Source organism: Cognatilysobacter xinjiangensis (genome assembly GCF_014651995.1).
GTDB classification, from domain to species: Bacteria; Pseudomonadota; Gammaproteobacteria; order Xanthomonadales; family Xanthomonadaceae; genus Cognatilysobacter; species Cognatilysobacter xinjiangensis.
On sequence record NZ_BMXY01000005.1, the window covers coordinates 68,420 to 94,268 of the forward strand.

Genomic DNA, 25,849 nt, shown 5'->3' on the forward strand with positions numbered 1-25,849 from the left:
CGTTCCGCGCGGCAGTGGTCCACCGCGGCACGCCCTGCGACAATGCGCGCCTCCCGGCCTGTTCAGCCGCGCGCCCGTAGCCTTCGCTGCCACCCGCGCGCCCGCGCCCGATCCCATGACCCAGACGTCTCCCATCGTCGCCCTTCGCGGGCTGCGCCTCGCGCGCGGCGAACGCACGATCCTGCGCGACGTCGACCTCCTGGTCGAGCCGGGGCAGGTGGTCGCCGTGCTGGGCCCGTCGGGCTGCGGCAAGTCCACGCTGATGGCCGCGCTCACCGGCGAGCTCGCGCCGGCCGACGGCTCGGTCGAGGTGCTGGGCCGGCCGATGCCGCGTGGCGGCCGCGAACTGCTCGAGCTGCGCCGCGGCATCGGCGTGCTGCTGCAGGGCAATGGCCTGCTCACCGACCTCACCGTCGCCGAGAACGTGGCGCTGCCGCTGCGCACGCATACCGACCTGCCCGACGCGGTGATCCGCCGCCTGGTCGAGATGAAGCTTCACGCGGTCGGCCTGCGCGCCGCCGCCGACGCCTATCCGCGCGAGCTCTCCGGCGGCATGGCGCGCCGCGTCGCGCTGGCCCGCGCGCTGGCGCTCGACCCGCCGCTGATGATCTACGACGAGCCCCTGACCGGCCTCGACCCGATCGCTTCGGGCGTGGTGATGTCGCTGGTGCGCCGCCTCAACGACACGCTGGGGCTGACCAGCATCGTGGTCACGCACCACGTGCACGAGACGCTGCCGGTCGCCGACCGTGCGCTGGTCATCGCCAACGGCCGCATCGTGTTCGCCGGTACGCCGGCGGAACTCGAGAAGTCGGACGATCCGTTCGTGCAGCAGTTCCTGCGCGGCGCACCCGACGGCCCGATCGCCTTCGATGCCGCGCCACGCGTGGCGGGAGCCGCCGCCTGATGTTCGCGTCCACCGTCCGCACGCTCGGCCAGGCCGGGCTGTTCTCCTTCTCGGTGCTGCGCGCGAGCCGGCCGACCGCCGACTTCCTGCGCGAGCTGGTGCGCGAGATCTACAAGATCGGCGCGCGCTCGCTGCCCATCATCCTGGTCGGCGGCGCCTTCGTCGGCCTGTCGCTCACGCTGCTGGGCTACAAGGCGCTGACCACCTACGGCGCGGCCAACCAGGTCAGCGCGCTACTCGGGCTGGGCATGTACCGCGAGCTCGCGCCGGTGCTGACGGCGCTGCTGTTCGTCGGCCGCGCGGGCAGCTCGATCGCCGCCGAACTGGGCCTGATGCGCGCGACCGACCAGATCACCGCGCTCGGCCTGATGGGCATCGATCCGGTCGGCAAGGCGGTGGCGCCGCGCTTCTGGGCGGCGGTGCTAAGCGTGCCGCTGCTCACCGGTTTCTTCTGCGCCGCCGGCATCGTCGCGAGCTACCTGGAAGCGGTGCACGTGATCGGCCTGGAGGCCGGCCCGTTCTGGCAGGTGATGCGCGACGCGGTCGACTTCCGCGACGACTTCCTGGTCGCGCTGCAGAAGGCCGCGGTGTTCGGCGCGCTGTCGGCCTGGGTGGCGGCTTTCGTCGGCTACCACGCCGAGCCGACCATCGAAGGCACCTCGCTCGCCACCACGCGTGCGGTGGTCAATGCCTCGCTGCTGGTGCTGATGTTCAACTTCGTGCTGTCGGCGCTGCTGTTCAGATGATGCGAGCCCCTCGCAAAGGCCCGCACATCCCTGTGCGGACTCTTCGAAAGAAGCCTTATGAATCCGGCGCGCCGCGCGCCACGTAACGTCGGGAAACGATCCATGCGCAGTCCACGAATCGAATTCGCCGTCGGCGCCTTCCTGCTGCTCGCGCTCGCGACGCTGCTGGTGCTGGCCATCGCCTCCACCAACAGCCGCTGGGGCGGCGCGGGCGATACCTATGCGATCAAGGCGCGTTTCTCCAACATCGGCGCGCTGCGGCCGAACGCGCCGGTGAAGATCGGCGGCGTGAACGTCGGTCAGGTGGCCGACATTCAGCTCGACCCCGTTAAATACGACTCCGTCGTGACGCTCGCGATCCAGGGGAAGTACAAGGACCTGCCGTCCGACACCGCCGCCGGCATCCTCACCAATGGCCTGCTCGGCGAAAGCTACGTCGGCCTCACGCCCGGCGGCGACCCCACGCCGCTCAAGCCCGGCGACGAGCTCTACCTCACGCAACCGGCCGTCGACCTGATCCAGCTCGTCGGCAAGTACATGTTCAGCGGTGCGGGCAAACCCGCGGACGGCGGCGACGCCGACGCGGGTGCCGACGCCGCCACCCAGGAGTGATACCGATGAAGCGCACCGCCCTCGTCCTCATGCTGTCCGCCGTGTTCGCTGCTGCCGCGCCCGTCGCCACGGTCGTCGCCGCGCCCGCCGCGCCCGCGACCGCCAAGCCGGTCGGTGGCGCCGGCCGGCTCGTGCTCGACAACAGCACGCGCATCCTCAACACGCTGGAAACCCGCCGCGGCGAGTTCCAGAAGAACCGCGCCGCGCTCAAGCAGTTCGTCAGCGGCGAGTTCAACCAGATGTTCGACCGCAACTACGCGGCGCGCCTGGTGCTGGGCGCGCACGGCCGCGGCGCATCGGACGCCGACGTCGCCAAGTTCGCCGACGCGCTGAGCGAGAACCTCATGCAGCGTTACGGCTCCTCGCTGCTGGACTTCAACACCAAGCTGACGGTGCGCCTGAAGTCGGAGACGACGGTCGCCAACGGCCGCGCGACCAAGGTGTCCACCCAGATGCTGCGCCAGGGCGGCGAGCCGATTCCGGTCGACTACCTGATGCACCAGGTCAACGGCCAGTGGAAGGTGTTCGACGTGCTGGTGGAAGGCGTGAGCTTCGTGCAGACCTTCCGCAACCAGTTCGACGGCCCGCTCTCGCGTGGCTCGATCGCACAGGTGGCCGCCGACCTGCGCGCCGGCAAGATCAAGGCGGACGCACGATGAGCGCCGCGCGCGTCCGCCGCGATGGCGACGTGCTGAAGATCGACGGCCGCCTCGACCGGGCGGCCGTCGCCGCATCCTGGCGCGCGCTGCAGCCGCTGCGCGCGGGCGCGACGTCGGTGGATCTCGCCGGCGTCGAGGCCGTCGACAGCGCGGGCCTCGCGCTGCTGGCCGAACTTGCGGCGAACGGCCTGCGCATCGACGGCGAACCGGCCGGCCTGGCCGAGCTGCGCGCCGCCTATCGCCTTGATGGATCGCTGGGTTTCGGCGCCTGACGGACCGGACCCCGGGGCCACCCCGCTAAACTCCGCGCATGAAAACTCGAGCCGCCATTGACGGCGCCCGGGCGCCGTCGGTGCCCGTCCGCTCACTCCTCGCCCTCGCCCTGGTCGCCGCCGCACCCGCCTGGGCGCAGGACGCGACGACCGCCGGCGTGCCCGCTCCGCAGGAACAGAGCGCCACGGCCGCGCAGGCGGATACGCCGCCCGTGTCCACCGACGCGGTCGAACCGGCGGACGTGCCGACGACCGACACGACGACGAGCGATACGACGCTCGATGTCGACGCTGCGACGGATGCGGTAGTCGACGACGCGCAGGATGCGAACGCCGATACCGACGCAACGCCTGTCGCGGACGACACGACGACGACCGATGCGCCAGCCGACGCCACCGCCGCCGAATCCGACTTCGATGCGCTCTACGGCACGTCCACGGCGGCGACCGGTACCGCACCCGGCGCCTACGACCCGTGGGAGCCGTACAACCGGCGCATGCACCGCTTCAACAACGCGGTCGATCGCCGCGTCGCCAAGCCGCTCGCCAACGCTTACGTGAAGGTGGTGCCGCGCCCGGTGCGCAGCGGCGTCAGCAATTTCTTCGGCAACCTCGGCCAGCCGCTCGCGGCGATCAACTCGCTGCTGCAGGGCCGGCCGAAGCAGGCCGCGCATGCGCTGGGCCGCTTCGTGGTCAATTCCACGCTCGGCATCGGCGGCGTGTTCGATCCGGCCAGCGATGCCAAGCTCGAAATGCCCAACGAGGATTTCGGCCAGACGCTCGGCGTCTGGGGCTGGAAGCGCTCGCGTTACGTCGAGCTGCCCCTGTTCGGCCCGCGCACGCTGCGCGACGTGGTCGGCATGGTGGGCGACGCGCCGCTGTCGCCGCTGCGCCAGGTCGAGGCCGACAGGGTGCGCGTGCCGCTGCAGGGCCTGCAGCTGGTCGACCTGCGCGCGCAGCTGATGTCGACCGACGCGCTGCGCGAGGGCGCCGAGGACGATTACACGCTGGTGCGCGATGCGTGGATGCAGCGTCGCGCCTACCAGATCGACGGCGACCGCGACGACGACAGCCTGCCGGACTACCTGCGCGAGAACCAGCCGCTGATCCCGGTCAACGCGATGCCGGTGTCGGGCGACTGATCCAGGCACTCGGGATTCGATGCGACGGCGCGATTCGCGGCAACGCGATCGCGCCGTCTTCGCATGCGCTCAGCGCCTGGGCTCGCCCTTCTCGCCGGGCTGCGGCTCGGTGACCTGCGCGAGCAGGCTCTGCCCGACCGCTTCGATCTCGGTGTCGACGTCCGGCGCCAGCACCTCCGGCAGCTTCGCCTTCGGCTTCACGCCCAGGCTGACCAGGCGGCGCGCGCGCGGGATCACCGCCATCGTCGAATCCGACAGGCGATTCTTCGCCGACGCATAGGTCTCGGCCGCCGCCTGCAGGCGCGTACCGACCTTGTCGAAGTCGACGAGGAAGTTGGTCAGCGCATCCAGCAGCAGCCCCCCGGCCTTGTTGATCTCTTCGGCCTGCTTCTGGATCTTCTCCCGCGTCCACAGCCCGTCGACCACGCGCAGCAGCGCCATCAGCGTGTTCGGCGAGGCGAACACGATGCGGCGCTCGAAGGCGTAGGTCTGCAACGAGCCGTCGGTGCCGAGCGCCGCCGACAGCGCGCCCTCGATCGGCACGAAGGCCACGGTGACATCCAGCGCGGCCTCGCCGAACAGCTTCGGGTACTGCTTGTCGCTGAGCTCGCGCACGTGCTGGCGCAGCGCGATCGCATGGCGATGCAGCGCTTCGTGGTGCGCGTCGACGTCGTCGGCGTTCATCGCCTGCTCCCAGGCGACGAGGTTGACCTTGCTGTCGACGACGACGCAGCGGTCGCCCGGCAGGCGCACCACGACGTCGGGGCGCAGCCCGCGGCCTTCCTCGTTGGCGACGTGCTTCTGGCGCTCGAAATGCACGCCCTCCTCCAGGCCCGAGCCGCGCAACACGCTTTCGAGCATCAGCTCGCCCCAATCGCCTCGCACCTTGGCGTTGCCGCGCAGCGCCTTGGTGAGCGCGGCCGCCTGCGCGGCCATGTCCTGGTTGAGCGTGCGCAGCTCGTTGAGCGCGCCGACCAGCGTCGCGCGTTCCTTGGCTTCCTCGCCGTAGACGGCGTCGACGCGCTGGCGGAACTGGTCGAGCTGCGCGGAGAACGGCTTGAGCAGGGTTTCGATATCGGCCTTGGACTGCACCGTCGCGCTGCGCACGTTCTGCTCGAACTGCGCGCCGCGTTCCTCGAACACCTTGCCGGCCATCTGCGCGAAGCTGGCCGACAGCTTGGCCTGCGCGTCCTCGATGAAGGCGCGCATCTGCGTTTCGGCCTGGCGCGCATGGGCGAGGTTGGCCTGCGCCTGCGCGAGTTCGCCCGACAACCGCTGCGACTCGGCCTGCTGCGCGGCCTGCGCCTCGCGGAGCGCGGCGAGTTCCGTGCGGCGCTCGTCGAGTTCGCGCGCGGCGGCGGCGCGCGCTGCCTTCTCGCCGGCGAGTTCGTCGCGCAGACGGTCGGCGCTCGCGCGCAGCGTGTCGATATCAGTCGCGGCCTGGCGCGCGGCGTCCAGCGCCGCCTGCGCGCGACCCAGCGCCTCGGCATCGTCGCGGATGCGCGACTGCGCGACGGCCAGATCGGCGGCAAGACGATCGCGCTCGGCTTCGAGCGAAGGCAGGCGCGGATCGGCACCCTTCGAATGCAGGCGCCACAGCGCGAAGGCGACGGCGATGAGCGCCAGTGCGGCGAAGGCGACGACAGCGAGGGCGAGCGGGGTCATGACAGGCTCCTGCGGCCGGATGCGGCGCCACAGTAGATGGTTTTCTGTCTCAGGCCGTGAGACTGCGGTTCACGCAGGCGTGCGACACGCGGGCCAAGCGGCCGCAAGCGACATCGTCGCCACCGCGATTCTGCCAGCATGCGCGCATGCTCTCCTTCGTCATTCCCGCGCACGACGAGGCGCCGCGCCTGCCCGCGACGATCGACGCGCTGCACGCCGCCGCGCGCGGCTGCGGCGTCGACTACGAGATCGTGGTGGTCGACGACGCCTCGCGTGACGGCACCGGCGACGTGGCGGCGCGGCATGGCGCGCGCGTGCTGCGCGTCGAGCACCGGCAGATCGCCGCCACGCGCAATGCCGGCGCGCGTGCGGCGAGGGGCGACACGCTGGTATTCGTCGATGCCGATACGCGCATCCCTGTCGAAACGCTGGCTGCGGCGTTGGCGGCGTTGCGCGACGGTGCGGTCGGGGGCGGCGCGACGGTTCGCTTCGATGCCGACCTGCCGTGGCACCAGCGTTTCGTCATCGCCATCGGCGTGCGGCTGGTGTGGCTCGGGCGCGTGGCGGCCGGCTGCTTCGTTTTCTGCATGCGCCCGGCGTTCGACGGGGCGGGCGGCTTCGACGAGCGCTGGTACGCGGGCGAGGACGTGGCCATGAGCCGCGCACTGGCGAAGGCCGGGCGCTTCGTGCTGCTGCGCGAGCCGGTGTGGACGTCGGCGCGCAAGCTGGACACGTTCACGCCGGGGGAGCATCTGCGGCTGATGCTGCGATTGGCGTTCCGCGGGCGGGGGTTGTTGCGGTCGCGGGAGCATCTGGCGCTCTGGTATGAGCGGCGGGAGAAGGAGTAAGGGGCTGGTCGCTTGTGGCGGCAGGCTTCAACCGCCGAACGTGAGGGCGCGGCGTTTGGCTGCGTTCGACGCGGTGGGTCTTCGCTTCTGTAGCTGCGCCGACGCGGTTCGCATCATTGCGATGACGATTCGCGAGTACGCGAGTACGCGAGTACGCGAGTACGCGAAAAAAGGCTAAATCTGAAGCGTTTCGTGCGCTGGCGCGCCCGAGTCACTTTCTTTGCTGGTGCAAAGAAAGTAACCAAAGAAAGCACCTTCCCCGATCAGATCTACAGCAGGCGACCGGACGCTACGCAGGGATTCGCACACTCGCCATCCTGGCTCGGGTGCGAACGGCGCACATCCTGTGCGCCGCCCTTCGGGTCTCACGATTGCCTTCGGATTTCCGCTTTCCGTTTAAGGCTTACGGCTTACGGCTTACGGCTTACGGCTTACGGCTTACGGCTTTGCAGCGTGTTTCAAAAGCCACTTCTCAGTCCAGCACGCGGCAAAACACGGCCTTGAGGTAGCGGGATTCCGGGACGCTGGCGAGCACCGGGTGGTCGGGGCCGGCGCCGGATACCTTGAGCACCTGCACGGTACGGTTGGCGTAGAACGCGGCGCGACGGAGCATGTCGAGGAACTGGTCTTCGCTGACCAGGCCGGTGCACGAGAACGTGGCAAGCAGGCCGCCGGGCTTGGTCACGCCGAGCGCCAGCTTGTTCATGTCGAGGTACTTCTTCAGCGCCGGGATCACCTGGTCGCGGTCGCGGGTCATCTTCGCCGGGTCGAGGATCACCACGTCGTACTGCTCGCCCCGGTTACCGGCGTCGCGCAGCCAGGGGAAGATGTCGGCCTGGATGAATCGGATGCGCTGGTCGTTGAGCTTGGCGTTGCCCTTGGCGATCGACAGCACCGCATCGTCGATGTCGACGCCGGTGACCTCGCTCGCGCCGCGCACTGCGGCGTACACGCCGAAGCCGCCCGTGTTGCAGCACAGGTCGAGCACCGTCTTGCCATGCATGTGCTGGCTCAGCCACTGGCGGTTCTCGCGCTGGTCGGCGAAGAAGCCGGTCTTGTGCGCGCCGGAGGGATCGGCGCGGAAGCGGATGCCGTGCTCGGTGATGATCGCCGGCGGCACGGCCGACTGCACGCGGAAGTCGAAGCTCTCCTGCTTCTGCACGTGCTCGTCGGCGAACGAGAAGAAGCGGCAGCCGGGGAACTGCTCGGCGAGCGCGGCATAGATCCATTCGCGGTGGCGGAACATGCCGGCCGAGAAGAACTCGACCACCAGCAGGTCCGCGTAGCGGTCGACGACCAGGCCCGAGAGCCCGTCGCCCTCGCTGTGCACAACGCGCCAGGCATCGGAGACGTCGTCCAGCTTGAGCAGGTCGCGGCGCAGCGACACGGCCGCCCCGATCTTGCGGCGGAACCAGCCTTCGTCGACGGCGACGTCGGGATCGGTCTCGAGGATGCGCACGGCGATGCGCGAATGGCCGTTGTAGAAGCCGCGGCCGATCCACTCGCCGTCCACGCCGACCACGTCGACGATCGCGCCGGGCTTGGGGCGGACGGCCGGCTTGTCGACCAGGCGCTGGAAGATCCACGGGTGCGTGGACTTCCACGCGTTCTTGAGGCGTACCACGGGCAGTTCGTTCATCCGCCCATTGTAGGTGTCATGGCGTTTTCATCCTGAGCGGTTACCATCGGCGCCCGAAGGGGAGTAGCTCCCGACGTCCGGATCGTCATTACGAGCCTCGCGGCTCCGGTCCGGCGGCAGCCCAAGCGGCTGCGAGCAAGACCTTCGCCCGTCCCGGGGCGAAGGTGCGTCTTGTCCGAGCGCTGCGTTCCGGTTCCCGTGATCCCGTATCGGAGCCTCCCTTTGGAAACCATCGCCTCACCCCTGATGTGGACCGCCTTCGGCGGTCTCGTCGTCCTCGCCCTGCTCGCCGACCTGGTGCTGATGCGCCACGGCGGGCCCCATCGCGTCACCTTCAAGGAAGCCCTCGGCTGGAGCGTCGGCTGGGTGGCCGTCGCGGTCGCCTTCGGCGGCTGGCTGTGGTGGTACGTGAGCCAGCAGTCCGGTCCCGACGCCGGCCAGCGCATCGCGCTGGAGTACTTCACCGGCTACCTGATCGAGAAATCGCTGGCGGTCGACAACATCTTCGTGTTCCTGATGCTGTTCACCTACTTCGCCGTACCGGAGGAACAGCGGCAGAAGGTGCTGGTGATCGGCGTGCTCGGCGCGATCGTGCTGCGCGCGATCATGATCTTCGCCGGCGCGCTGCTGCTCGCGAAGTTCCACTGGATCCTCTACGTGTTCGGCGCGTTCCTGCTGCTGACCGGCGTCAAGATGCTGTGGGCCGCCGGCAAGGAGCCCGACCTGGAGAACAACCCGCTGTTGCGCTGGCTCACGGGCCATGTGCCGCTGACGCGTGGCTACGTCGGCAGCAAGCTGTCCGTGATCGAGAACGGCAAGCGGCTCTATACCCCGTTGTTCATCGTCATCGTGATGATCGGCATCACCGACCTGATCTTCGCGGTCGACTCGATCCCCGCGATCTTCGCGATCACCGAGGACCCCTTCGTGGTGCTGACCTCCAACGTGTTCGCCGTGCTGGGCCTTCGCGCGATGTTCTTCCTGCTGGCCGGCATGGCCGACCGCTTCCACCTGCTGCCCTACGGGCTCGCGGTGGTACTGATCTTCATCGGCGCGAAGATGCTGGCCGTCGATCTGTTCAAGATCCCGGTGCTGGTCTCGCTGGCGGTGGTCGCGACGATCATCGGTTTCACGGTCGTGCTGTCGCTGTTGCGCCCACAGCGTTCCACGCCCGCCGCCTGACGGATGGCGCCGCCGGCCTTGCATTCCCGGCCGGCGGCGCCAAGTCCGCAGGATGCACCTTCACACGCCCGCACCGCCGTCCGACCCTGCCCAGCAGCGCCGCCTCGATGCGCGCCGCTGGCGCCGGGCCTTCAACCTCTCGCTGGCCGCCGTGCTCGGGCTGGTGGCGATCTACGCGGCGCAGGCGGGCTTCGACGTGCCGGCCTGGTCGGTGCGGCCGCAACGTGTCGACGGGCTCGCCGGGATCGCCACCGCGCCGCTGCTGCACGGCTCGGCCGCGCACGTGGGCAGCAATGCGCTCGGCCTGCTGGCGCTGGGTACGCTGACCATCGCGCAGTTCCCACGCGCGCTCATGCGCACGCTGCCGCTGGCGTGGATCGGCTCCGGGCTGGCCGCATGGTGGCTGGGCACGGCCGGCTCGCATCATCTGGGCGCGAGCGGCGTGGTCAACGGCCTGCTGTTCATGGTGCTGACGCTCGGCCTGGTGCGACGCGACCGCCCCGCGGTCGCCGCGGCGATGCTCGGCCTCTCGCTGTTCGGCGGCATGCTGCTGTCGGTGCTGCCGCACGAGCCCGGCATCTCCTGGCAGTCGCACCTGGGCGGCGCGGTCGGCGGCGTGATCGGCGGTCTCTGGGGCCGCCATGCCGACCCCATGCCGGCGCGCGTGCGCTACAGCTGGGAAGACGAGGACGAGGCCGCGGAAGCGGCCGATGCGATCGCGGTCATCGAACCGCCCTCGCCGGGGCCGACGCGCAGCGGCCATCCGCCCAGCTGGGGCTGATCAGCGCAGCGCGAGATCCAGCGCCAGGCCGGCGAAGACCGCCAGACCGACCCAGTGGTTGTGCAGGAACGCGCGGAAGCAGGCCGCGCGCTCGCGATGCCTCGCGATGCGGAACTCCCATCCGACCAGCACCAGCGCGACCGCGAGGCCCGCGAAGTACGCGGTGCCGAGCGATGCCATGACGCCCACCGTCGCCAGCAACGCGAACACCAGCGCGTACAGCAGCGCCTGCGCGAGCAGATCGTGGCGGCCGAAAAGGATCGCCGTCGACCGGCTGCCCATGCGCAGGTCGTCCTCGCGATCGACCATCGCGTACCAGGTGTCGTACGCGGTCGACCAGACGATGTTCGCGGCGTACAGCACCCATGCGATCGCCGGCACCTCGCCGCGGATCGCAGCGAACGCCATCGGGATACCCCAGCCGAACGCCATGCCGAGATAGACCTGCGGGAAATGCGTGTAGCGCTTGAGGTAGGGGTAGCTCGCGGCCAGCAGCACGCCGACGAAGCTCATCGCGATGGTCAGCCGGTTCAGCGTGCACACCAATGCGAACGCCACCAGCATCAGCAGCGCGAACAGCGCCAGCGCCTCGCGCCCGCGTACCGCGCCCGTGGCGAGCGGGCGGTCCTTGGTGCGCTCGACGTGCGGATCGAGCCAGCGGTCGGCGTAGTCGTTGATCACGCAGCCGGCCGAACGCGTGAGCCACACGCCCAGCGAGAACACCAGCAGCGTCCACGCCGGCGGAACGCCCTCCGCCGCGAGCCAGAGGCCCCACCAGGTCGGCCACAGCAGCAGCAGCCAGCCGATCGGGCGATCGCCGCGCACCAGCGCCCAGTACAGGCGCACGCGATGCCGCCAGCCGGCGGGTTCGGTGGACGAAGGGACGGAAGCGCTCATCGGAACATCGCGGCACCGCCACACGCGGCGCGCACAGGGTACCGGCGCGAGCGCCCACGTCCACCGCGACGCCGCCCGCGGCCGCCGAATGCGGCTAGAATGCCCCTCCCGCGCGGCCCGTCCGCGCGCGGTCGCAACGACGCGCCTGTAGCTCAGCCGGATAGAGTAGTGGCTTCCGAAGCCGCAACTCACCAGCCAGCAAGGGTAGATGGAGCGGCACACGGGCTTGGACTCACAATCGGGCCCTGCGGTAGAAAAAGTCCTTACAAAACGCGCCTGTAGCTCAGCCGGATAGAGTAGTGGCTTCCGAAGCCATTGGTCGGGGGTTCGAATCCCTCCAGGCGCGCCAACTTCCTTGTGACAGATCTGTGCCTTCGCTGGGACACGCCCATTCCGGGTAGTCGGCCCGTGCGAGTGGAAGCCTCCGCGACGACTCGCCGCCCTATGCTCGGATATCCCACCCGAGGAGCGGCCATGTACCGGCAGGTTGAGTTCACCCGGCAATCGTTGTTCGACAAGGTCTGGTCCACTCCTGTACTGAAACTCGCAGCCGAAATCGGCGTGTCCGACGTGGCGGTCGCTAAGGCATGCCGGAAGGCCGGAATTCCCCTGCCGGGCCGTGGGCACTGGGCTATGCCTGAGAGCCGCCGCCCCAGGCAGCCTGCGTTGCCGGCCGCCGCAGCCGGGAACTCGGAATCGGTGTTCTTCAACGTGCTCGCTCCTGAGCACCGGCAAACGCTCGCACGGCCGGCCGCACTTGGCCCTGTCATTCGTGTGCCCGAGCATCTGTCGTCGCCACACAAGCTGGTCGCCGCAACACTCAAGGTGCTGAGACAGACCAAGCCAATGGACAATCGAGTCCATGTCTCGGGCACTACCGCTTTAGACGTGAGCATCAGCCCTGAGCAGACTGATCGGGCGATGCGACTGCTCGATACGCTGATCAAGGCGTCCGAATCGCAAGGCATGCGCTGGGCTGTCGGGGAGAAAGGCACTACCGTCGAGTGCGACGGCGAGCAGATCCGTGTCCGCTTGCACGAGACACTAAGCAAGCAACCGACCGAACCGCCGCCTCCGCGTAAGGCCAATGCTAGACAGCCCGACTACGGCAGCCTGTGGTATCCGCGCTACGAGTGGGTATCCAAGGGCAGGCTGGGTTTCATGGTAGAGGACCATGTGGCCAATGGCGCGCGCCGTGTCTGGGCAAGCACAGCGAACGTGCCTCTCGACTTGAAGCTCCACGAAATCCTGGCTGGGCTCCCCTTAGTCGCAGCAGGTATCCGACTGCATCGAGAGGAGCGCGAGGCGTGGCGCCGCCAGTACGAAGTCGAGAAGGAACGAAAAAAGGAAATCGCTCGCAACGTAGAAATCGAGCGTCGTCGGCGCGTGCGCCTCGTTCACTCACTCGAGCAATGGGAGAGGTCCCGTCGACTCAACGACTTCTGCGACGCTGCTGCCGGAGAGATCGCCCGGCGCGGCACCGAAGCCCGCGAACCGGCTGAGGAGTGGCTCGCTTGGGCACGAGCGCCAGCGAATTTGCTCAGTCCACTGGGCGACCGCTTGCTAGCAACGGCCGACCTCGATGTGAACCTCGACGATTGGTACTACAACGAGTACCAGCGGCGAGAGGAAAGCTGGTGGTCGACCTGACGGCGTCAGCAGGCGGGCGCCATTAATGACACGCGGGGCGCACCCTGCATTGAGTACAGCACGTGCCATGCTGGGTTCAATGTTTGTCCCATTGAAGCACTCAAGCCCGTCAGACCGACACCTGTCGGATCGCACAGACGTTCCCACCAATGTCCCGAAGCTTGGATCTATGTCGAAATTTGAGAAGGCGAACCATCATTACGTACCACAACACTGGCAACGCAACTTCAGAGGCGCAAACGGTCACCTCTTTGGCAGATTGCGCAACGGAGAAATCAAAGTTGTGTCGTCACGTACGATCATGCAAGAGGATTATCTCTACACGGTTTTTGATGAAAAGTGGAACCCGTCGGACTCGTTGGAGGACGCACTGTCCGTGGTAGAAGCTCGTGATGCGAAGCTCCTCCAGCGGCTGCATAACCCGGGCTATGTGAGCACAGCAGACGACAGGAATCACCTTTGCGCACTCCTGGCCCTGCAGGCGACTCGACACCCTGACATTCTGAACCGCGGGGCGAAGCGCAGCCGCGAACTTGGGGAAGTGCTCGCCAACTCGCATAGTTACTCGCTGGACGAGTTTACGGCGCGAATGGCGAGCTTTGCGGTCAGCGAGGCCGATGCGCACGACTGCTACATCGTTCTCCGCTCACGTCCCAGGGAACAACTGATCGCGGAACTCACCGAACTAACCGACCTGTCACCACAGGCCTATCAGCTTCCGCCACAGGATGCACTTCGAGCAAAGCCGCTTGTCGAGGCGCAACTAAAAAGTATGGAGCTGTGGCTGCTTGATGCGCCAGGCACGGAGGCCTTCGTGCTAGGCGACACGCCCATACCACAGTCGGATCTGCACCAAGGCTTCTCAGTACCGCTATCGCGATCCCTCGCTGTCCTTGCGCGACCGACTCAGTCCATACAGCCGCTGTTGTCTAGAAGAAGTGCCACTGCATCCGAGATCGCGGAAATTAACCAAACGCAAGCCGACAACGCGTTGCACGTCGTGATCGGGCCTTCGGCCGCGCTGTTGAACGCGATACCTTAGTACAACAAGAGGCCGCCGCGTCCGGCCCTTTTATGCGGATGATCTACTGTGGCGCCCGTCAATAGCGAGACGACCAGGACATGAGTGTCGCCGTCATCGAATGCTTTTGCATGTGGTCCGATCTATTGGGCTTTGGTGATCCGTTTCAAGAAGCCAATTGGACCTTTAGCGATGAGCGAGCGTTGGAGAACATTGAGCGCCTACGCGATCTCTCCAATTGCCTTTACACCTCAGCTGCTCCCCTGCGAGAAGTGGCGTTAGTCCTTAACGATGGTCTAGCACGGATTTACGACGTTCAGGGTAATGCCGAGGACGCTCAAATGTTTTTGTGGTGGGTGCATTCCATTCTTACGAACCACTGGCAGGTTAATGCTATTGATCGGGAGAGAGGTCGGCCCGGGCTACGCTCATTACTTACGTTTGGGGAACGCGTTGCAACTTGGAAAGGAGCGACAACCCTTCATGAAATGATGCAATTTGGTGGGCCAAAGCCGCGACTCGAGAATCGGACGTGTATATATTCGCCGGATGAGTTTCAGCTCAATCTTGCCTTCTCCAAGGCTTACACAATCGAAAGCATCGGGTCGAAAGGCGGCCTCACTGGTCCAGCTTTATTCATTGACGAGACGGCGCTCCAAGCGGTTACGCGGGTATTGACCGACCGCCCAATAAATTCGGCGACGGTTTCGCATGCGCCTAAAGTGAGCTCGTGCCCCGACCCGCCTCTCGGCGACACTGCGGTTACGTTCCAGATCGTGCGTAAGACGATAGGGAACGTGTCACTGTTTGAGGTATACCGCGCCAAGTCAGGAGTTCCAGAGCCTGAGGCTTTGCTGGCGCTCGAGCTTGATAGCAGCCCTATCCACATCAACAAGCGCGGTATCGTGACAGATGTATGGAAGGTACGTCGCTACCAACCTATCGACGAGCCGAGACCGTTCTATTTCGACTTTAACGACTATAGATTCGCTAAATCAAATCATGTGTCGGACGTTACATAGAGCTACAGGTCTACCACGGAGGATGCCGCAGGGTACGCGTAGATAGAGCGGATGCTTCTAAGGAAGCGCCCCGACACGAGCACGCGTCATGCCAGGGCCAGACCTTTTCGCGACTCACTTACCTCACAGATGTGGCATGCATGGGAAGAACTCTGTGCCAGTGCGTAGAGCAGGAGGCACCGGCGCCAACCTGAGGTACCAAGCCACGCGTTCGCGCGGGAGCCCGATTGTAGGCGCATCCTATATCTTCCTGATGTATATCAGACAAGCCGGAGATTCAATTGAAAACATATATCAAGCGAATCTGTGAGCTTCAGCCAAGATATTCGTCATCGAATACGCCTGAGATGCAGGAGCGCGGCAACCTCATACGATCTCGTCTGACGCAAGAGGTTCGCGATCGACTCCCCACCTTACGTCAAGCTTTCGACCCCGTCTTTGATGATCTCGCCGTAGAGGGTTCCGATGGCATAGGTAGAAAGACCGAGGCACCATGGGTTCGGCTCTATTCGAACGCCATGTCGCCGACAGCGCGTGCCGGCTTCTATATCGTCCTGCATTTTGCTGCTGACGGGTCGGCATTCTTCGTGACGGTCGGCTGTGGCAGCACGATCTGGAGCGGTGGTGACCTACGCCCAATATCTGATGAAGAGTTGAAGGCGAAGACATCATGGGCGCGGTCGGTAGTCGAACAGCGCTGGGGGAGCCTGGCGCCCTTTACGGACACTATTGCCCTTGGTGCGCGCGCATCGCTCCCTCGGACATTTGAGAAGGCCACAGCCTTCGCCCAACGCATCCCAGTCGAAGACGTTGACGGCACCGACCTAAACGCCGTTCTTTTTGCTTGCGGGCAGCGGCTTTCGGAGATCTACCTCGCGCAGCTCGACCAGAAAGACGTCTCGCCAGGAGATCGAGACGCTCTTGAGCTCGCCACCGTGGTGCAGCCCTTGCGTCGTCGCACGCGCGCACAAGGCTACGGGCTTACTGCTCCTGAGAGAAAAGCAGTCGAACTACGAGCGATGCTCTTGGCTACTGAGTTTCTCGAGTCGCAGGGTTTTACGTGCCACGACAAATCTGCGGCTGAGTCGTATGACATCCTCGCGCAGCGAACTGGGGAGTTCCTCAAAATCGAAGTGAAGGGGACCACTAGCGATTTATGCGATTCAATCCTGATGACTCAGAACGAAGTCAATTTGCATAATAGAGAGAAAGGTAGAACCGGCCTCGTGATTGTTTCTCGGATCAAGCTGGACCGGGACTCGGAGCCTCCCGTTGCCTCAGGCGGAGTGCTTGAGGCGATCCTCCGCTGGGATATTGACCAATGGAAACTTGAGCCCGTTGCTTTCCAGGTTCGCCGCCTGCCGCCGCCGGGATAGGTAGGCGTTGCTCTCCGACGCTTGTTACTGCTGGCTGTGTGCGGGAGGTGCAACTCGGCCGAGCAGCATTGGCAGACCTTGATGCTGATACTGCACGCCGGCGCTGCCGGACAGCAGGCCGTCGATGCGACATAGCGCTTCACTTAGTCCCGCTCATCGATGGCAGGTGTAAGGCACACAATGAGATGTGCTCGGCACGTTTAGCACCGTTCTCATTTTCCCTAACTTCTGGTGCGTCCGGCCTTGCACACGGCAACCTTCTATGCCACGTCGCCGACTAGCGATGGAAACGAAGCAGGCTGGCGAGATGACGACCTCACGGCCTTTCTGATCTACAAAGGACCACAGAAACGCAGATCGCATAGTTGCGAGTCACCAAGGCCATTCGCGCACCGCCTAAGTCGCATGGCATGGGCTTATTCACTACGATCGTCGCGACTACTCAATGAATAATGCAAAGCTATGGAGCGCCTGTCCGCAATGCTGATCTCGACGGCGCAGGGCGGCTAGAAGGACGACCTCATCGCCTGACTAGTCGGGAGTTACAGCCTCGCGATCGACGACCACCCCTGGTTCGGCGCGACGTTCAGCCACCGCGGTTGCGTGCGCGATGAGGCTGCGGCCGATTACCTCACCCAATCTGGGTGGGACGGCATTTCCTATCAGCCGACCGACCGTCGTAAATTTTACACGCTCCCCCGGCCTAACAAACTTGTACCGCTTCGGAAAGGTCTGAAGTATTGCCGCCTCTCGCAAGCTGATCGCTCTGTCCTGCTGAGGATGCCCGAATCGCCCGTTCCCAAACCCGTGGCACAAGGTGGTCATCGTCGGCGCGGGTCGGTCCCACTCCATGCGCCCGTACACGGCACCGTAGCCGGCACCAGACTCTCGGCGGTGGCACGCTGCTCGCAGTGCTGGAGGCCACTCCCTCCAACTACCCCCTGGGCTCGACGCGCGGATACGCCTGAGGTTCAGCGCGGACATGCCGGCTGCTGCGTGGATGGGGTCATGCGGATCTGCGGAGCCTTGGACTAACGGCGGCATGCGTCCGATCGCGGACCACACGGTCGCCCGTCGGTAGCCAAGCTCCACTGGGAGTAAAAGAGAAATGGGCCCGAGCCGGGACGCTATTAATACAAAGCGGCGTCGCTGCTGCGGAACGCCGTACTCGGCACAATCGACTACACCGTGCCACGTAGAGTAGCCCTTCAATCCGTCGAGAAAACTCATGAAGACGTCGTCCCCTGCAAGCTGCGGGACGTTTTCCATCGTGATCAAGTCGGGCTGAGCTTCGGCTACTAGCCGTCCGAACTCCAACAGCATTCCCCAGTCTCGATTAGACCGGCGGTCACGCGCTTGGCTGTAGGTGGAAAACGGTTGGCATGGTGCACACCCTGCCAGAAGGCTGACATCAGCTCCGCGCCATAGAGATGCGAGGTCCCGCCCGCTAAGCGCCCTGACGTCCTGTTCGAGGAACCGCCCCGGATTGTTAGCCGTGTACGGATAAGCGCACTCAGGGTCTAAGTCGACCCCCGCACGCACATCAACGCCTGCTTTGACCAATCCGTAAGTAAGCCCCCCGGCGCCGCAAAAGAGATCAACGCCGGCGATCCGAGGCGTACCGCCTCGCCCAGCTGCTTGACCACACTTGCGCTCAACTTCCATGCCAGGAAGGCTACCCTAAAGGCGTACGAAACTCGAGGTCTGACCACCGTGGCGACGCTGTACCGGCTTGATGAAAACGCAGATGGACCACCGGAATCCGAGCTCACGGTGCTCGGTCAGATGGAACGCCTTAGCTCGGACTGGCACGTCTTCCACTCTGTTCGGTGGCAGTCCCTGCGCTCGGGACGGCAAGGCGACGGCGAGGCCGATTTTGTAGTCGTCAACAGACACCTCGGGGTCCTTGTCCTTGAGGTAAAGGGTGGCGGTATTTCCGTTGTCGACGGGCAGTGGAGCTCCCGTGACCGAGGCGGTCGCAGCCATCGCATCAAGAACCCCTACGCGCAGGCTTCGGATTCGAAGTATGCGTTACTGCGCTTTCTCACGGCAACGACGCCAACGCTGTCGCACGTTCGCGTAGCGCACGGGGTGGTCTTCCCAGACGTAAACGCTGCCGACAATCTCGGAATTGCGGCAACGCGTGAAATAACGCTTTTCGCAGAGGATCTAGACCGCCTTGAGCAGTCGCTGATCCAGGTCTTTTCCCACTGGGGACCACCTAAGCCGTTTTCTTCGAGCGACCTGTCGCGACTGATTACACTGCTGGCCCCGACCGTCACCGTAGAGAGAACGTTGGACGTGGCCATCCGCCGCTCGGAGGCGGAGATCATTCGCTTGACTGAAGATCAACAGCGGGTGTTCGATCGGCTGCGTGGCATCCCTCGACTGATTATTTCGGGCGGTCCCGGGACCGGAAAGACTCTCCTTGCCGTGCAGCGCGCTCGCCATCTAGCAACACAAGGGGGCAAGGTTCGATTCGTTTGCTACAACGAACTGCTGTCGCGCAGGCTGAAAAAGCAGCTCCAAGGTGACACGAACATCGAAGTTGCCACCTTCCACAGCCTCTGTATCCGCACGTTGAAGGCGGCAGGAGTGGACGTACCTCGAAATCCGACGTCGTCCTGGTGGGAATCAGATGGCCCTCAAGCAATGCGGCTTGCGACTCAACAGTCAGCCGAGCGCGTTGACGCCCTGATCGTCGACGAAGGTCAAGATTTCTCGCCAGTCTGGTTCTCCGCCCTCATGGCCGGCCTTGCGGACAGGCAGCATGGATTGATGTACGTCTTCGCCGACGACCGCCAGGAGCTCTGGAGTCGGAGCTGGCGAGACGGACTTCCTCACTTCGGGGAGTTCAGCCTTTGGGAAAATTGCCGCAACACTGCCGAGATCGCGACATGCGTCAATGCGGTCTATAAGGACGCACCGGCAGAAACCGGCGCTCAAGGGGCGCCCGTGGTTGTAGTGCGCTACGGGGTAGACGACGACCTTGTCTCCACCGTATTAGCGCTAGGCGCGCGGCTGGTTGAAGACCACAACCTTCGGCCCTCCGAACTAACAGTTCTCACTGACGACGTCGCATTAGCCGCACGTCTGACAAGTGCCTACATCCTTGACACTCCGATAGTCAGTTTTGGCGGGAACGGCATTACATGCGAAACCGTATCCCGCTTTAAGGGCCTTGAATCCGCAGCAGTGCTACTTGCTCTCGGGCGCGGCACTGCAACCGCTAGCCAGCGACTTGCCAGCGCTTACATCGGTCTCAGCAGAGCTCGCGCCGCAGCTATTGTCGTCATTCCCGAAGAACACCCAGCGGCGCTAAGCATCTACTCCGCGGCTCAACGCAGGTAGCCTGCTGGCCCGAATAGCGTCGCCCGGGATAAATGCTGATTAAAAAACCGGCAGGATGGCTCGCCGATGTGGAGACAGGCCGTGCATGCGCCCCCGCCTCGCTCGCAGCCGGGATCTAACGCACACCTGTGCTCATCAAACACCATAGCCCTCAGGAACGTGTCTAGGTCTGACTCAAACACCGCCTGCAACCCGCCTAGGACGAAGTCGCCTTTCGCTGCAGCATAGATGTAGAACGACAAGTGCGGTGTCACCAGAAGCTCAGCAAGCGCATTTCGCTCGATCCCCGCGTGGACCGCCATGATTCGGATGGCGCGGTGGGACAGTGAGTGCACAAGCTGAAGGAGCGCACGTCCAGCATCGTTTCCTTCCGTAGTCCAACTGGGTACCTGGCAGCTCCTCAGCAGCAATAGCCTCGCGTCGCGTGCTGTACCTGGCTCCGGATCATCGACCATCCCGACATCGCGTAGCCACCGCCATACTCGAAGTGGAGACAGTCGAAACAACATCGCTTCCGTCTCTGCCACTTCTCCGTATACGAAGTAGGTGCCGTCGCGGTCGCGGAATGGACGCAACGACGATTCTCCTGGCCCCGTCGGCCCCCTGGTGAACCCGTAGTGCCCCACCATCACGGGGAATTTGTCGAAGAGTTCCACTGACTCCATTCCCGAGTCTCGAAGCGCCCGGGGATAGTAGTCGTGGTATCTGACGCCCGCTTCCGAGAGCGCGTCTACGGAGGACTGCAGATCCCCAATAGTGATGCGTGATTCTGCTGCAGCCATGGCCATAAGAACGGCGTCGCGCTCGGCTGCTTCTTTCTGTACCTGATCAATATCGAGGGCTGTCGGCGCCCCTCGCAGAGCACCGGCCTCGACCGCCTGCCTCACGGTCTGTTCGATTAGCGCATCCGGGAGCCCGCTAGCCTTGAGCTGTTGTCGTAGGGACTCGGATGTAGCACCTACTTCTGATGCGCTGCGCTCTTGCATCCCATCAAGCACCCATTCGACGGCTCGGGCCGGTCCCCCGGCAGCCGTGAGCTGCTCAATCCGGTGGGTTGTTGGAGGGTTGACCATGACGATACTGCGGGGCGTATACACGCTGGCAGCGCGGTGCACGTTGTAGCGCATCGACCCGTCGCCGCATTCGCAAGGGATGTTGTTTGATAAACCGTGGCGCAGCGTTACGTTGCACTCAGGGCAATAGAAACGGATGTCGCGGGCCGATGCCGTTCCCGGGTAATGGATAGAGACTTGGTTGTGCACTTTGCAGTACGGCACAGCCGGCTCTCGGATCCGGCCGCACTCGTGATACCCCACAAACGGCAGCTGCGCCCTCCCCCCGGTCGCCCCGCATTTGCATTTTCCCTGCTTCTGTCGATGTAGCCGCCTGCATCCGGAACGGCGACACATCCAAATGGCGGGAAATGGCTTCAGAGTTACGCCACGGTCGCGATTCAGGCGGCGAAGCTCAACGGGAAGGCTGGCGCGCAAGTGTCCGGCGAAACCACTGTCCCGCTGAGCGTCTGTCCAGGGCGCCACTGCACGGAGGAGCTCATGCCTAAGCGCCTTGATGTCAACGGCATGTTCCTTCGGCGGATCGTTCCAGTAAGCGACCTTCCAGACCCCGCCTTTCGCGTCGACGGTTTGCTCCGGAAGAAATCCGAATTGAATCTGAGAAGCGCTGCGTTCGTCCTTCACAGGCTGTCTTCCTTTCCGTAGATGGGCACCGCTTCCTCAACGTCTCTCAGGGAGCGCATTGGGCCTTGTCCAGGGCTGGCTTGGCCAGTAAAGATCACGTCCGCCGGCGGGTCCGCAACGTTGCGCTGAAAGACGTCAAGCCAATTGGCAATGTCCTTCCGGAGAGCGTCGTCAAGCGGACCAGTAAGTCCCAGCGCGTCCACGATCTCGCTGACCTCCACATCCGGGTCGAACTGTGAGCCGGTTCGGTATTTGTGGAGCGCACGCGGAAGAGTTAGAGCCTTACCCGCGACGGGCTCCTCAAGCATGAGAATTCTGCCCAGCTCCAGCCCTGGCAGGGTTCTCTGCAGAACTCGCCGGCTACGTCGAGTGATCGGGATTGGATCCACCAAGCGATCGGAATGCTCCACGAATTTCGGGAACGTGCGATAAATGCCTGCATCGCGTTCCCGCCCCATTTTCGGAATAAGTATCACGAGACCCGGATACCTGCGTCCGACGCGCGCAGTCGCCTGAATGAACTCGGCAGTACCAAGCGGAAACCCGACCATCGCCATGACATTGAGCCGGTCAATGTCCACTCCGTGGGACATCATCGACGAGGCCATAACGACGTGCACCCGGTCGTCAAATGCCTCTGCCGGCTTCTCAAGATCATCTAGCGTTTTTCGCACCTCCTCGAAGGGCGAGCGCCCGGTGAGCGAGCGTTGGTTGACAGGACCCTCAACGAGGATTTGGGTTTCTGCAGATCGCGAAAGCGCGTCCAAGTCGCGAAGAGTGTTCCCATATACGACGTCCGTCCCGTAGAGATCCACGATTTGCGGCGCGAGTGAAGACGGAACACCGATATCCGCGCAGACGGAGACGGGATCAGCTGCTAGTCCTCGGATGCTTCGTTGTAGAACCGTCAGAATGCGATCGACAGCGTGCTCGACCGTAACGCCACGCGGAGCGAGGGCTATGTAGTGCCGCATGAGGTCCTTGCCATCGGACGACCAAAATCCAAGGCCTGGGGCGGGCCCTGGTTGCGGGAAGACACGAGCTGCGCGCAGGTAGAGGGTGCGAACCTGACGCTCATAGCCCGCCAACGTCGCGGAGGAACCAAGGATCTTGGGCCTACGACCCGAGAGCCGCTGACTTAGGTGGTCGTACAGCGCCTCATAGTGCGCGTCTACTGCCCCTAAACTATCTCGGAGAAGGTGTAGCTCGTCCTGTAATCGCAGTGTCGGCGCGAAGAGCTCCTCGCCACAGACGACAGGCTCGACCTTATGCTTGCAATCGGGAACAAGGCATCCCTGCGGCCGCTTGCTCCGAGGAGCATAGGTAAAACCATGACCCGGCTGTGTGCACCGACCTAACGGGCTGCCTACGAAGCCGCGCATAGCCGCTTGCATTCCGATAGAAGCGGCCTTGTCCAGTGTGCCAACCACCACGGTCGGCAGAAAGCGGTAAATCTCCTCGTCAACTACATAGAAGGGCAGCGCTCGTTCCGTCCACGGGCACGCCTCCGATCCGCACTCATGGCGTAGGGTCCACGTCTTGAGGTCGAACGAAATCGAAACGCCGGGTTCGCGGCAAAAAGGGCACTTGTCGAGCACCTTGAAACGACGCAAGGTTTCTTCTTCATAAGGGCTCGGGTCACCATCTTTTGGTTCCGGTGAGATGGCATTTGGTGTAGCCCCCTGCCCCACGAAGAAGCCCAGCGAAAACGAGTCACCGCCTATCCCATACTTGCGCCGGGTAAGTTCAGCCGCTGCAATGGCGTCAGCGAATCGCTGGGTCTGCTGCAGCGAGAGCATTCGAAGTGGGAACCGGCTCCACGCCGTGATTCCAGACTCTTTGCCGCGCATGCGGTCATGGAGCATGGCGGTGACCAAGAGTCCGAGGTACGTTTCGGTCTTTCCGCCGCCAGTCGCAAACCAGACGATATCAACAATCTCCGTGTCGGCCTGGTCGGTAAGGCACGACAGATTGGCAAGCAGAAAACCAAGTTGGAATGCCCGCCAGCCCGAGTATTTTCCTCTGGCCGATATCACCATTGCTTCATTCATCAGGCAGAATGCGCGCCGCAGCCCGTGGTCGCTAACGAGCAGCTGATACCCCCGGGCAAGTCGCTCATTCTCCTCGGCGAACGCCTCAGCTCCTCGCGCCGCAGCGCTGCGCATTTCCGTTGACCAGTTCTCCTTACTGGCACGACCGGAAAGTACACTATCGGCCCAATGAAGTTGCCCCCACTGGCGGTGGGCCTCGTAGAGCGCTTCAGCCGTCATAAGCGGGTCTTTGGCTAACGCTTCGAAGCTCAGAAGCGCCTCATCCAGACCGGGTGGAACGAATACTGGCCTTGGACGCGGAGCTTCCGGCACGTCGTCTGTATTAAGGTACTCGCCGTCCTGTCGAACGGCGCAGTTGAGGCCGATAGCCGGGAGCTCCCGGTCGTAGCGGAATGCATCAGGTAGCCCATCGAGTTGGAACGGGTCCGTCGAAAGGCCGCGCACTCGGAATGACACCTCGTAGAGGTTCCGATCGGTATCGGACTTCCCGCTCCCCTCGGACGTGTTCACCAGCAGGACCACGAGTTCGTCCTGGCCTGCGCGTTGCTCTACCGTCACCTCAAAGACTGCGCTTAGATCATTACGACCTGACGCCTCGCGGAGCGCAGCACGTAGCTCCTTCTCTAGGAACCGCTGAGACGTCTGGCCCGCCTCTGATGAAATCGTGCCCTGCACCGCAACTTGAGGGCTCTTAGCCCAGTCTGCGGTCTTTCCAGCTTTCGACCAGCTACGCATGAATGCCTGAACTTCGAACACCCACGGCCCTTTGCCGTGGGGCCTCAGGCGCAGGCCTACTGCGCAGGGTGCCAGGCGCTCTTGCCGATCGTCGTCAGCCTTGGCAATGTCGGCCTCCGGCGCGAGTCGCCCTAGCCAAAAAAGACTGGACGGCTGCTTGTCCGAGGTGGAGCAGTCATCGCCTCGCGCGTCAGCCACCACCTTGCGTTGAAGCCAATGCACGGCTTTTGCAAGCTCGGCAGAAGTCGCCTTTTGTTGGTCAGTCACTTAGCAACTCCCGCCCGTATTCGATTAGTGGATTACTCGGTCGCCGTAGCAGGCGAAGTCCCTTGCTTTCGATCTGCCGAATTCTTTCTCGGGTAACGCCGTACTGTTTGCCGATATCCTCCAGCGTCTGCTTCTCGCCACTTCCAAAGCCGAAACGAAGCCGCAGGATCTCCGCCTCGCGTGCAGGAAGTGCGTCTACGCACTCTCTAACGAATTCCGCAATGTCTACGTCTACTGCGAACGCTTCGGGCGTTGGACCGGCCGCGATGAGCTGATCAAGGACGCTGGGTCCCTCGTCATCGTCCGAGTGAAGAGAGACAAATCGATCAGCGTCGAGAACGAGCAAACGGCCGACCTTCTCTACCGGCCATCCGAGCTCATCTGCCACATCGGTCGGTCGAAAACTCTTGTCTGGCCGCTCCGAGCGCAGACGCCTAACGGTTCTCCGGAGCACGTGAAGCTGATCGATGAGATGCACTGGCAAACGAATGGTCCGGCCGGTATTGGCAATCGAACGTAGAATTGATTGCCGTATCCACCAGGTTGCGTAGGTAGTGAAGCGGAACCCAAGCTCAGGCGAGAAGTCTTCTGCGGCGCGCATCAGCCCAATAACGCCGTCCTGCATGAGGTCGTCGAGATCAAGCCCGCGCCCTATATACCTTCGAGCAATGTCCATTACGAGGCGCACGTTGGACAGGACAAGTGCCTGTCGGGCATCGTGGCCACGCAGAATAATCCGTTGAACGTCCGGTGTAGATCCGATCGCACCGGCATCAATCTCCGCTTTGAACTTTCGTCCTAGCTGTATCGCACGACCGAGCTCTCGCTCCCGGTCCGGTCCAAGCAGCTTATGGTTCAGAATTTGGTCTACGAGCTTAGGCCGCACCTCTCTGCCATCTGCGTCTTCATCTGCAGCTGCTGGCTCGCTCGCGTCGGGCGAAGTTGAGCTTGTGAGGTCCGACGACTGAAGGTCCTGCTCTAAGTGCAGTATCTCGGCCGGACGCAACTTGAGAAGCGCACAAACACGCTCTACAGATGTTCGACCGAGGGCGGCGCCCGTGCGCTCGCGCTCTGCTTCGAGGATTGCGTACGCACGGCCGACCATGGCTGGCCGCACGCCCTCAGCTTCTGCTGGCTCAAGAACGGCAGGATCGACAGCCTCGTCGTCTAGCCACTCGTCGTTATCGCCGCGGGAGGCAACGCCCACATCTATCGCGGCGGGGTCGCGGAAGGCCGCAGCACAGGTCAGGAGCGAGCTGCCGTGCTCAGCGTCGGGCTCCCATTCGAGTTCGACGGCGGCTCGCAGTGCGTCCACCAAGGGATGCAATC

At 64.0% G+C, this 25,849-nt stretch carries 21 protein-coding genes and 1 tRNA gene; 15 read left to right on the forward strand and 7 right to left on the reverse strand.

The window, feature by feature from the left end:
* Positions 1-115 precede the first annotated feature (115 nt).
* From IE066_RS13990 to IE066_RS14015, 6 genes are all read left to right on the forward strand, one after another.
* Complete coding sequence (locus IE066_RS13990) at positions 116-907, forward strand: ABC transporter ATP-binding protein (protein ID WP_189451023.1); 792 nt, start codon at positions 116-118, stop codon at positions 905-907.
* Positions 907-1,653 (forward strand): MlaE family lipid ABC transporter permease subunit, encoded by a 747-nt coding sequence (locus tag IE066_RS13995; protein ID WP_425488948.1) that lies wholly within the window; start codon positions 907-909, stop codon positions 1,651-1,653. The genes IE066_RS13990 and IE066_RS13995 overlap by 1 nt, the downstream gene beginning before the upstream one ends.
* 102 nt (positions 1,654-1,755) lie before the next feature.
* Positions 1,756-2,265 (forward strand): outer membrane lipid asymmetry maintenance protein MlaD, encoded by a 510-nt coding sequence (mlaD, locus tag IE066_RS14000; RefSeq protein WP_189451025.1) that lies wholly within the window; start codon positions 1,756-1,758, stop codon positions 2,263-2,265.
* 5 nt (positions 2,266-2,270) lie between these two features.
* A complete protein-coding gene (locus IE066_RS14005; protein WP_189451027.1) occupies positions 2,271-2,924 on the forward strand; it encodes an MlaC/ttg2D family ABC transporter substrate-binding protein in 654 nt (217 codons plus the stop codon).
* Positions 2,921-3,196, forward strand: a complete 276-nt coding sequence (locus IE066_RS14010; RefSeq protein ID WP_189451029.1) for an STAS domain-containing protein — start codon at positions 2,921-2,923, stop codon at positions 3,194-3,196. Before IE066_RS14005 ends, IE066_RS14010 begins: the two co-directional genes overlap by 4 nt.
* A 158-nt stretch (positions 3,197-3,354) precedes the next feature.
* On the forward strand, positions 3,355-4,338 hold the full coding sequence (locus IE066_RS14015; RefSeq protein WP_425488952.1) for an MlaA family lipoprotein: 984 nt from the start codon (positions 3,355-3,357) through the stop codon (positions 4,336-4,338).
* A gap of 69 nt (positions 4,339-4,407) precedes the next feature.
* Here the strand turns inward: IE066_RS14015 and IE066_RS14020 are convergent, their stop codons facing one another.
* The gene (locus IE066_RS14020) at positions 4,408-6,003 is read right to left on the reverse strand and encodes a DNA recombination protein RmuC (RefSeq protein WP_189451033.1); all 1,596 of its coding nucleotides are present in this window, start codon (positions 6,001-6,003) and stop codon (positions 4,408-4,410) included.
* 146 nt (positions 6,004-6,149) lie between these two features.
* Between IE066_RS14020 and IE066_RS14025 the strand changes: the two genes are divergently transcribed.
* A complete protein-coding gene (locus IE066_RS14025; RefSeq protein WP_189451035.1) occupies positions 6,150-6,851 on the forward strand; it encodes a glycosyltransferase in 702 nt (233 codons plus the stop codon).
* A 472-nt stretch (positions 6,852-7,323) separates the two neighbouring features.
* Here the strand turns inward: IE066_RS14025 and IE066_RS14030 are convergent, their stop codons facing one another.
* Positions 7,324-8,490, reverse strand: a complete 1,167-nt coding sequence (locus IE066_RS14030) for a class I SAM-dependent rRNA methyltransferase (protein ID WP_189451037.1) — start codon at positions 8,488-8,490, stop codon at positions 7,324-7,326.
* 246 nt (positions 8,491-8,736) lie between these two features.
* Between IE066_RS14030 and IE066_RS14035 the strand changes: the two genes are divergently transcribed.
* On the forward strand, positions 8,737-9,672 hold the full coding sequence (locus IE066_RS14035; RefSeq protein ID WP_425488954.1) for a TerC family protein: 936 nt from the start codon (positions 8,737-8,739) through the stop codon (positions 9,670-9,672).
* 52 nt (positions 9,673-9,724) lie between these two features.
* A complete protein-coding gene (locus IE066_RS14040; RefSeq protein ID WP_189451041.1) occupies positions 9,725-10,453 on the forward strand; it encodes a rhomboid family intramembrane serine protease in 729 nt (242 codons plus the stop codon).
* Here IE066_RS14040 and ubiA read toward each other — a convergent pair whose 3' ends face one another.
* Positions 10,454-11,350: a 4-hydroxybenzoate octaprenyltransferase gene (ubiA, locus tag IE066_RS14045; RefSeq protein WP_189451043.1), complete on the reverse strand. Its 897-nt coding sequence runs from the start codon at positions 11,348-11,350 to the stop codon at positions 10,454-10,456.
* A 272-nt stretch (positions 11,351-11,622) separates the two neighbouring features.
* On the opposite strand from ubiA, the gene IE066_RS14050 reads away from it, so the two are divergent.
* From IE066_RS14050 to IE066_RS14070, 5 genes are all read left to right on the forward strand, one after another.
* Positions 11,623-11,699, forward strand: a tRNA-Arg gene (locus IE066_RS14050).
* A 125-nt stretch (positions 11,700-11,824) separates the two neighbouring features.
* A complete protein-coding gene (locus IE066_RS14055; protein ID WP_189451046.1) occupies positions 11,825-13,000 on the forward strand; it encodes a hypothetical protein in 1,176 nt (391 codons plus the stop codon).
* A 169-nt stretch (positions 13,001-13,169) separates the two neighbouring features.
* A complete protein-coding gene (locus IE066_RS14060; RefSeq protein WP_189451047.1) occupies positions 13,170-14,042 on the forward strand; it encodes a DUF4238 domain-containing protein in 873 nt (290 codons plus the stop codon).
* A gap of 80 nt (positions 14,043-14,122) precedes the next feature.
* A complete protein-coding gene (locus tag IE066_RS14065) occupies positions 14,123-15,043 on the forward strand; it encodes a hypothetical protein (protein ID WP_189451049.1) in 921 nt (306 codons plus the stop codon).
* A gap of 281 nt (positions 15,044-15,324) precedes the next feature.
* A complete protein-coding gene (locus IE066_RS14070) occupies positions 15,325-16,419 on the forward strand; it encodes an MrcB family domain-containing protein (protein ID WP_189451051.1) in 1,095 nt (364 codons plus the stop codon).
* A gap of 531 nt (positions 16,420-16,950) precedes the next feature.
* On the opposite strand, the gene IE066_RS14075 is transcribed toward IE066_RS14070, so the two are convergent.
* Positions 16,951-18,084, reverse strand: coding sequence for a DNA cytosine methyltransferase (locus IE066_RS14075; RefSeq protein ID WP_189451053.1), 1,134 nt, complete (start codon positions 18,082-18,084; stop codon positions 16,951-16,953).
* A 48-nt stretch (positions 18,085-18,132) separates the two neighbouring features.
* Here IE066_RS14075 and IE066_RS14080 point away from each other — a divergent pair, with 48 nt between their 5' ends.
* Positions 18,133-19,770, forward strand: coding sequence for a nuclease-related domain-containing DEAD/DEAH box helicase (locus IE066_RS14080; protein ID WP_189451055.1), 1,638 nt, complete (start codon positions 18,133-18,135; stop codon positions 19,768-19,770).
* Here the strand turns inward: IE066_RS14080 and IE066_RS14085 are convergent.
* The 3 genes from IE066_RS14085 to IE066_RS14095 are packed head-to-tail and all read right to left on the reverse strand — an operon-like array spanning position 19,758 to position 25,835.
* Positions 19,758-21,467 carry a hypothetical protein gene (locus IE066_RS14085; RefSeq protein ID WP_189451058.1) on the reverse strand — a complete coding sequence of 570 codons (1,710 nt, stop codon included), beginning with the start codon at positions 21,465-21,467 and terminating at the stop codon, positions 19,758-19,760. The two genes, IE066_RS14080 and IE066_RS14085, sit on opposite strands and share 13 nt — an antisense overlap.
* Complete coding sequence (locus IE066_RS14090) at positions 21,464-24,520, reverse strand: helicase C-terminal domain-containing protein (protein ID WP_189451060.1); 3,057 nt, start codon at positions 24,518-24,520, stop codon at positions 21,464-21,466. Before IE066_RS14090 ends, IE066_RS14085 begins: the two co-directional genes overlap by 4 nt.
* A complete protein-coding gene (locus IE066_RS14095) occupies positions 24,513-25,835 on the reverse strand; it encodes a sigma-70 family RNA polymerase sigma factor (RefSeq protein WP_189451062.1) in 1,323 nt (440 codons plus the stop codon). The genes IE066_RS14090 and IE066_RS14095 overlap by 8 nt, the downstream gene beginning before the upstream one ends.
* Positions 25,836-25,849: the final 14 nt, after the last annotated feature.

Coding starts and splice junctions, on each gene's coding strand:
- IE066_RS14020 (WP_189451033.1), bottom strand. CDS start 6,003: ATGACCCCGCTCGCCCTCGCTGTCGTCGCCTTCGCCGCACTGGCGCTC.
- IE066_RS14010 (WP_189451029.1), top strand. CDS start 2,921: ATGAGCGCCGCGCGCGTCCGCCGCGATGGCGACGTGCTGAAGATCGAC.
- IE066_RS14005 (WP_189451027.1), top strand. CDS start 2,271: ATGAAGCGCACCGCCCTCGTCCTCATGCTGTCCGCCGTGTTCGCTGCT.
- mlaD (WP_189451025.1), top strand. CDS start 1,756: ATGCGCAGTCCACGAATCGAATTCGCCGTCGGCGCCTTCCTGCTGCTC.
- IE066_RS14035 (WP_425488954.1), top strand. CDS start 8,737: ATGTGGACCGCCTTCGGCGGTCTCGTCGTCCTCGCCCTGCTCGCCGAC.
- ubiA (WP_189451043.1), bottom strand. CDS start 11,350: ATGAGCGCTTCCGTCCCTTCGTCCACCGAACCCGCCGGCTGGCGGCAT.
- IE066_RS14075 (WP_189451053.1), bottom strand. CDS start 18,084: ATGGAAGTTGAGCGCAAGTGTGGTCAAGCAGCTGGGCGAGGCGGTACG.
- IE066_RS14060 (WP_189451047.1), top strand. CDS start 13,170: ATGTCGAAATTTGAGAAGGCGAACCATCATTACGTACCACAACACTGG.
- IE066_RS14065 (WP_189451049.1), top strand. CDS start 14,123: ATGAGTGTCGCCGTCATCGAATGCTTTTGCATGTGGTCCGATCTATTG.
- IE066_RS14025 (WP_189451035.1), top strand. CDS start 6,150: ATGCTCTCCTTCGTCATTCCCGCGCACGACGAGGCGCCGCGCCTGCCC.
- IE066_RS14055 (WP_189451046.1), top strand. CDS start 11,825: ATGTACCGGCAGGTTGAGTTCACCCGGCAATCGTTGTTCGACAAGGTC.
- IE066_RS14040 (WP_189451041.1), top strand. CDS start 9,725: ATGCACCTTCACACGCCCGCACCGCCGTCCGACCCTGCCCAGCAGCGC.
- IE066_RS14030 (WP_189451037.1), bottom strand. CDS start 8,490: ATGAACGAACTGCCCGTGGTACGCCTCAAGAACGCGTGGAAGTCCACG.
- IE066_RS13995 (WP_425488948.1), top strand. CDS start 907: ATGTTCGCGTCCACCGTCCGCACGCTCGGCCAGGCCGGGCTGTTCTCC.
- IE066_RS13990 (WP_189451023.1), top strand. CDS start 116: ATGACCCAGACGTCTCCCATCGTCGCCCTTCGCGGGCTGCGCCTCGCG.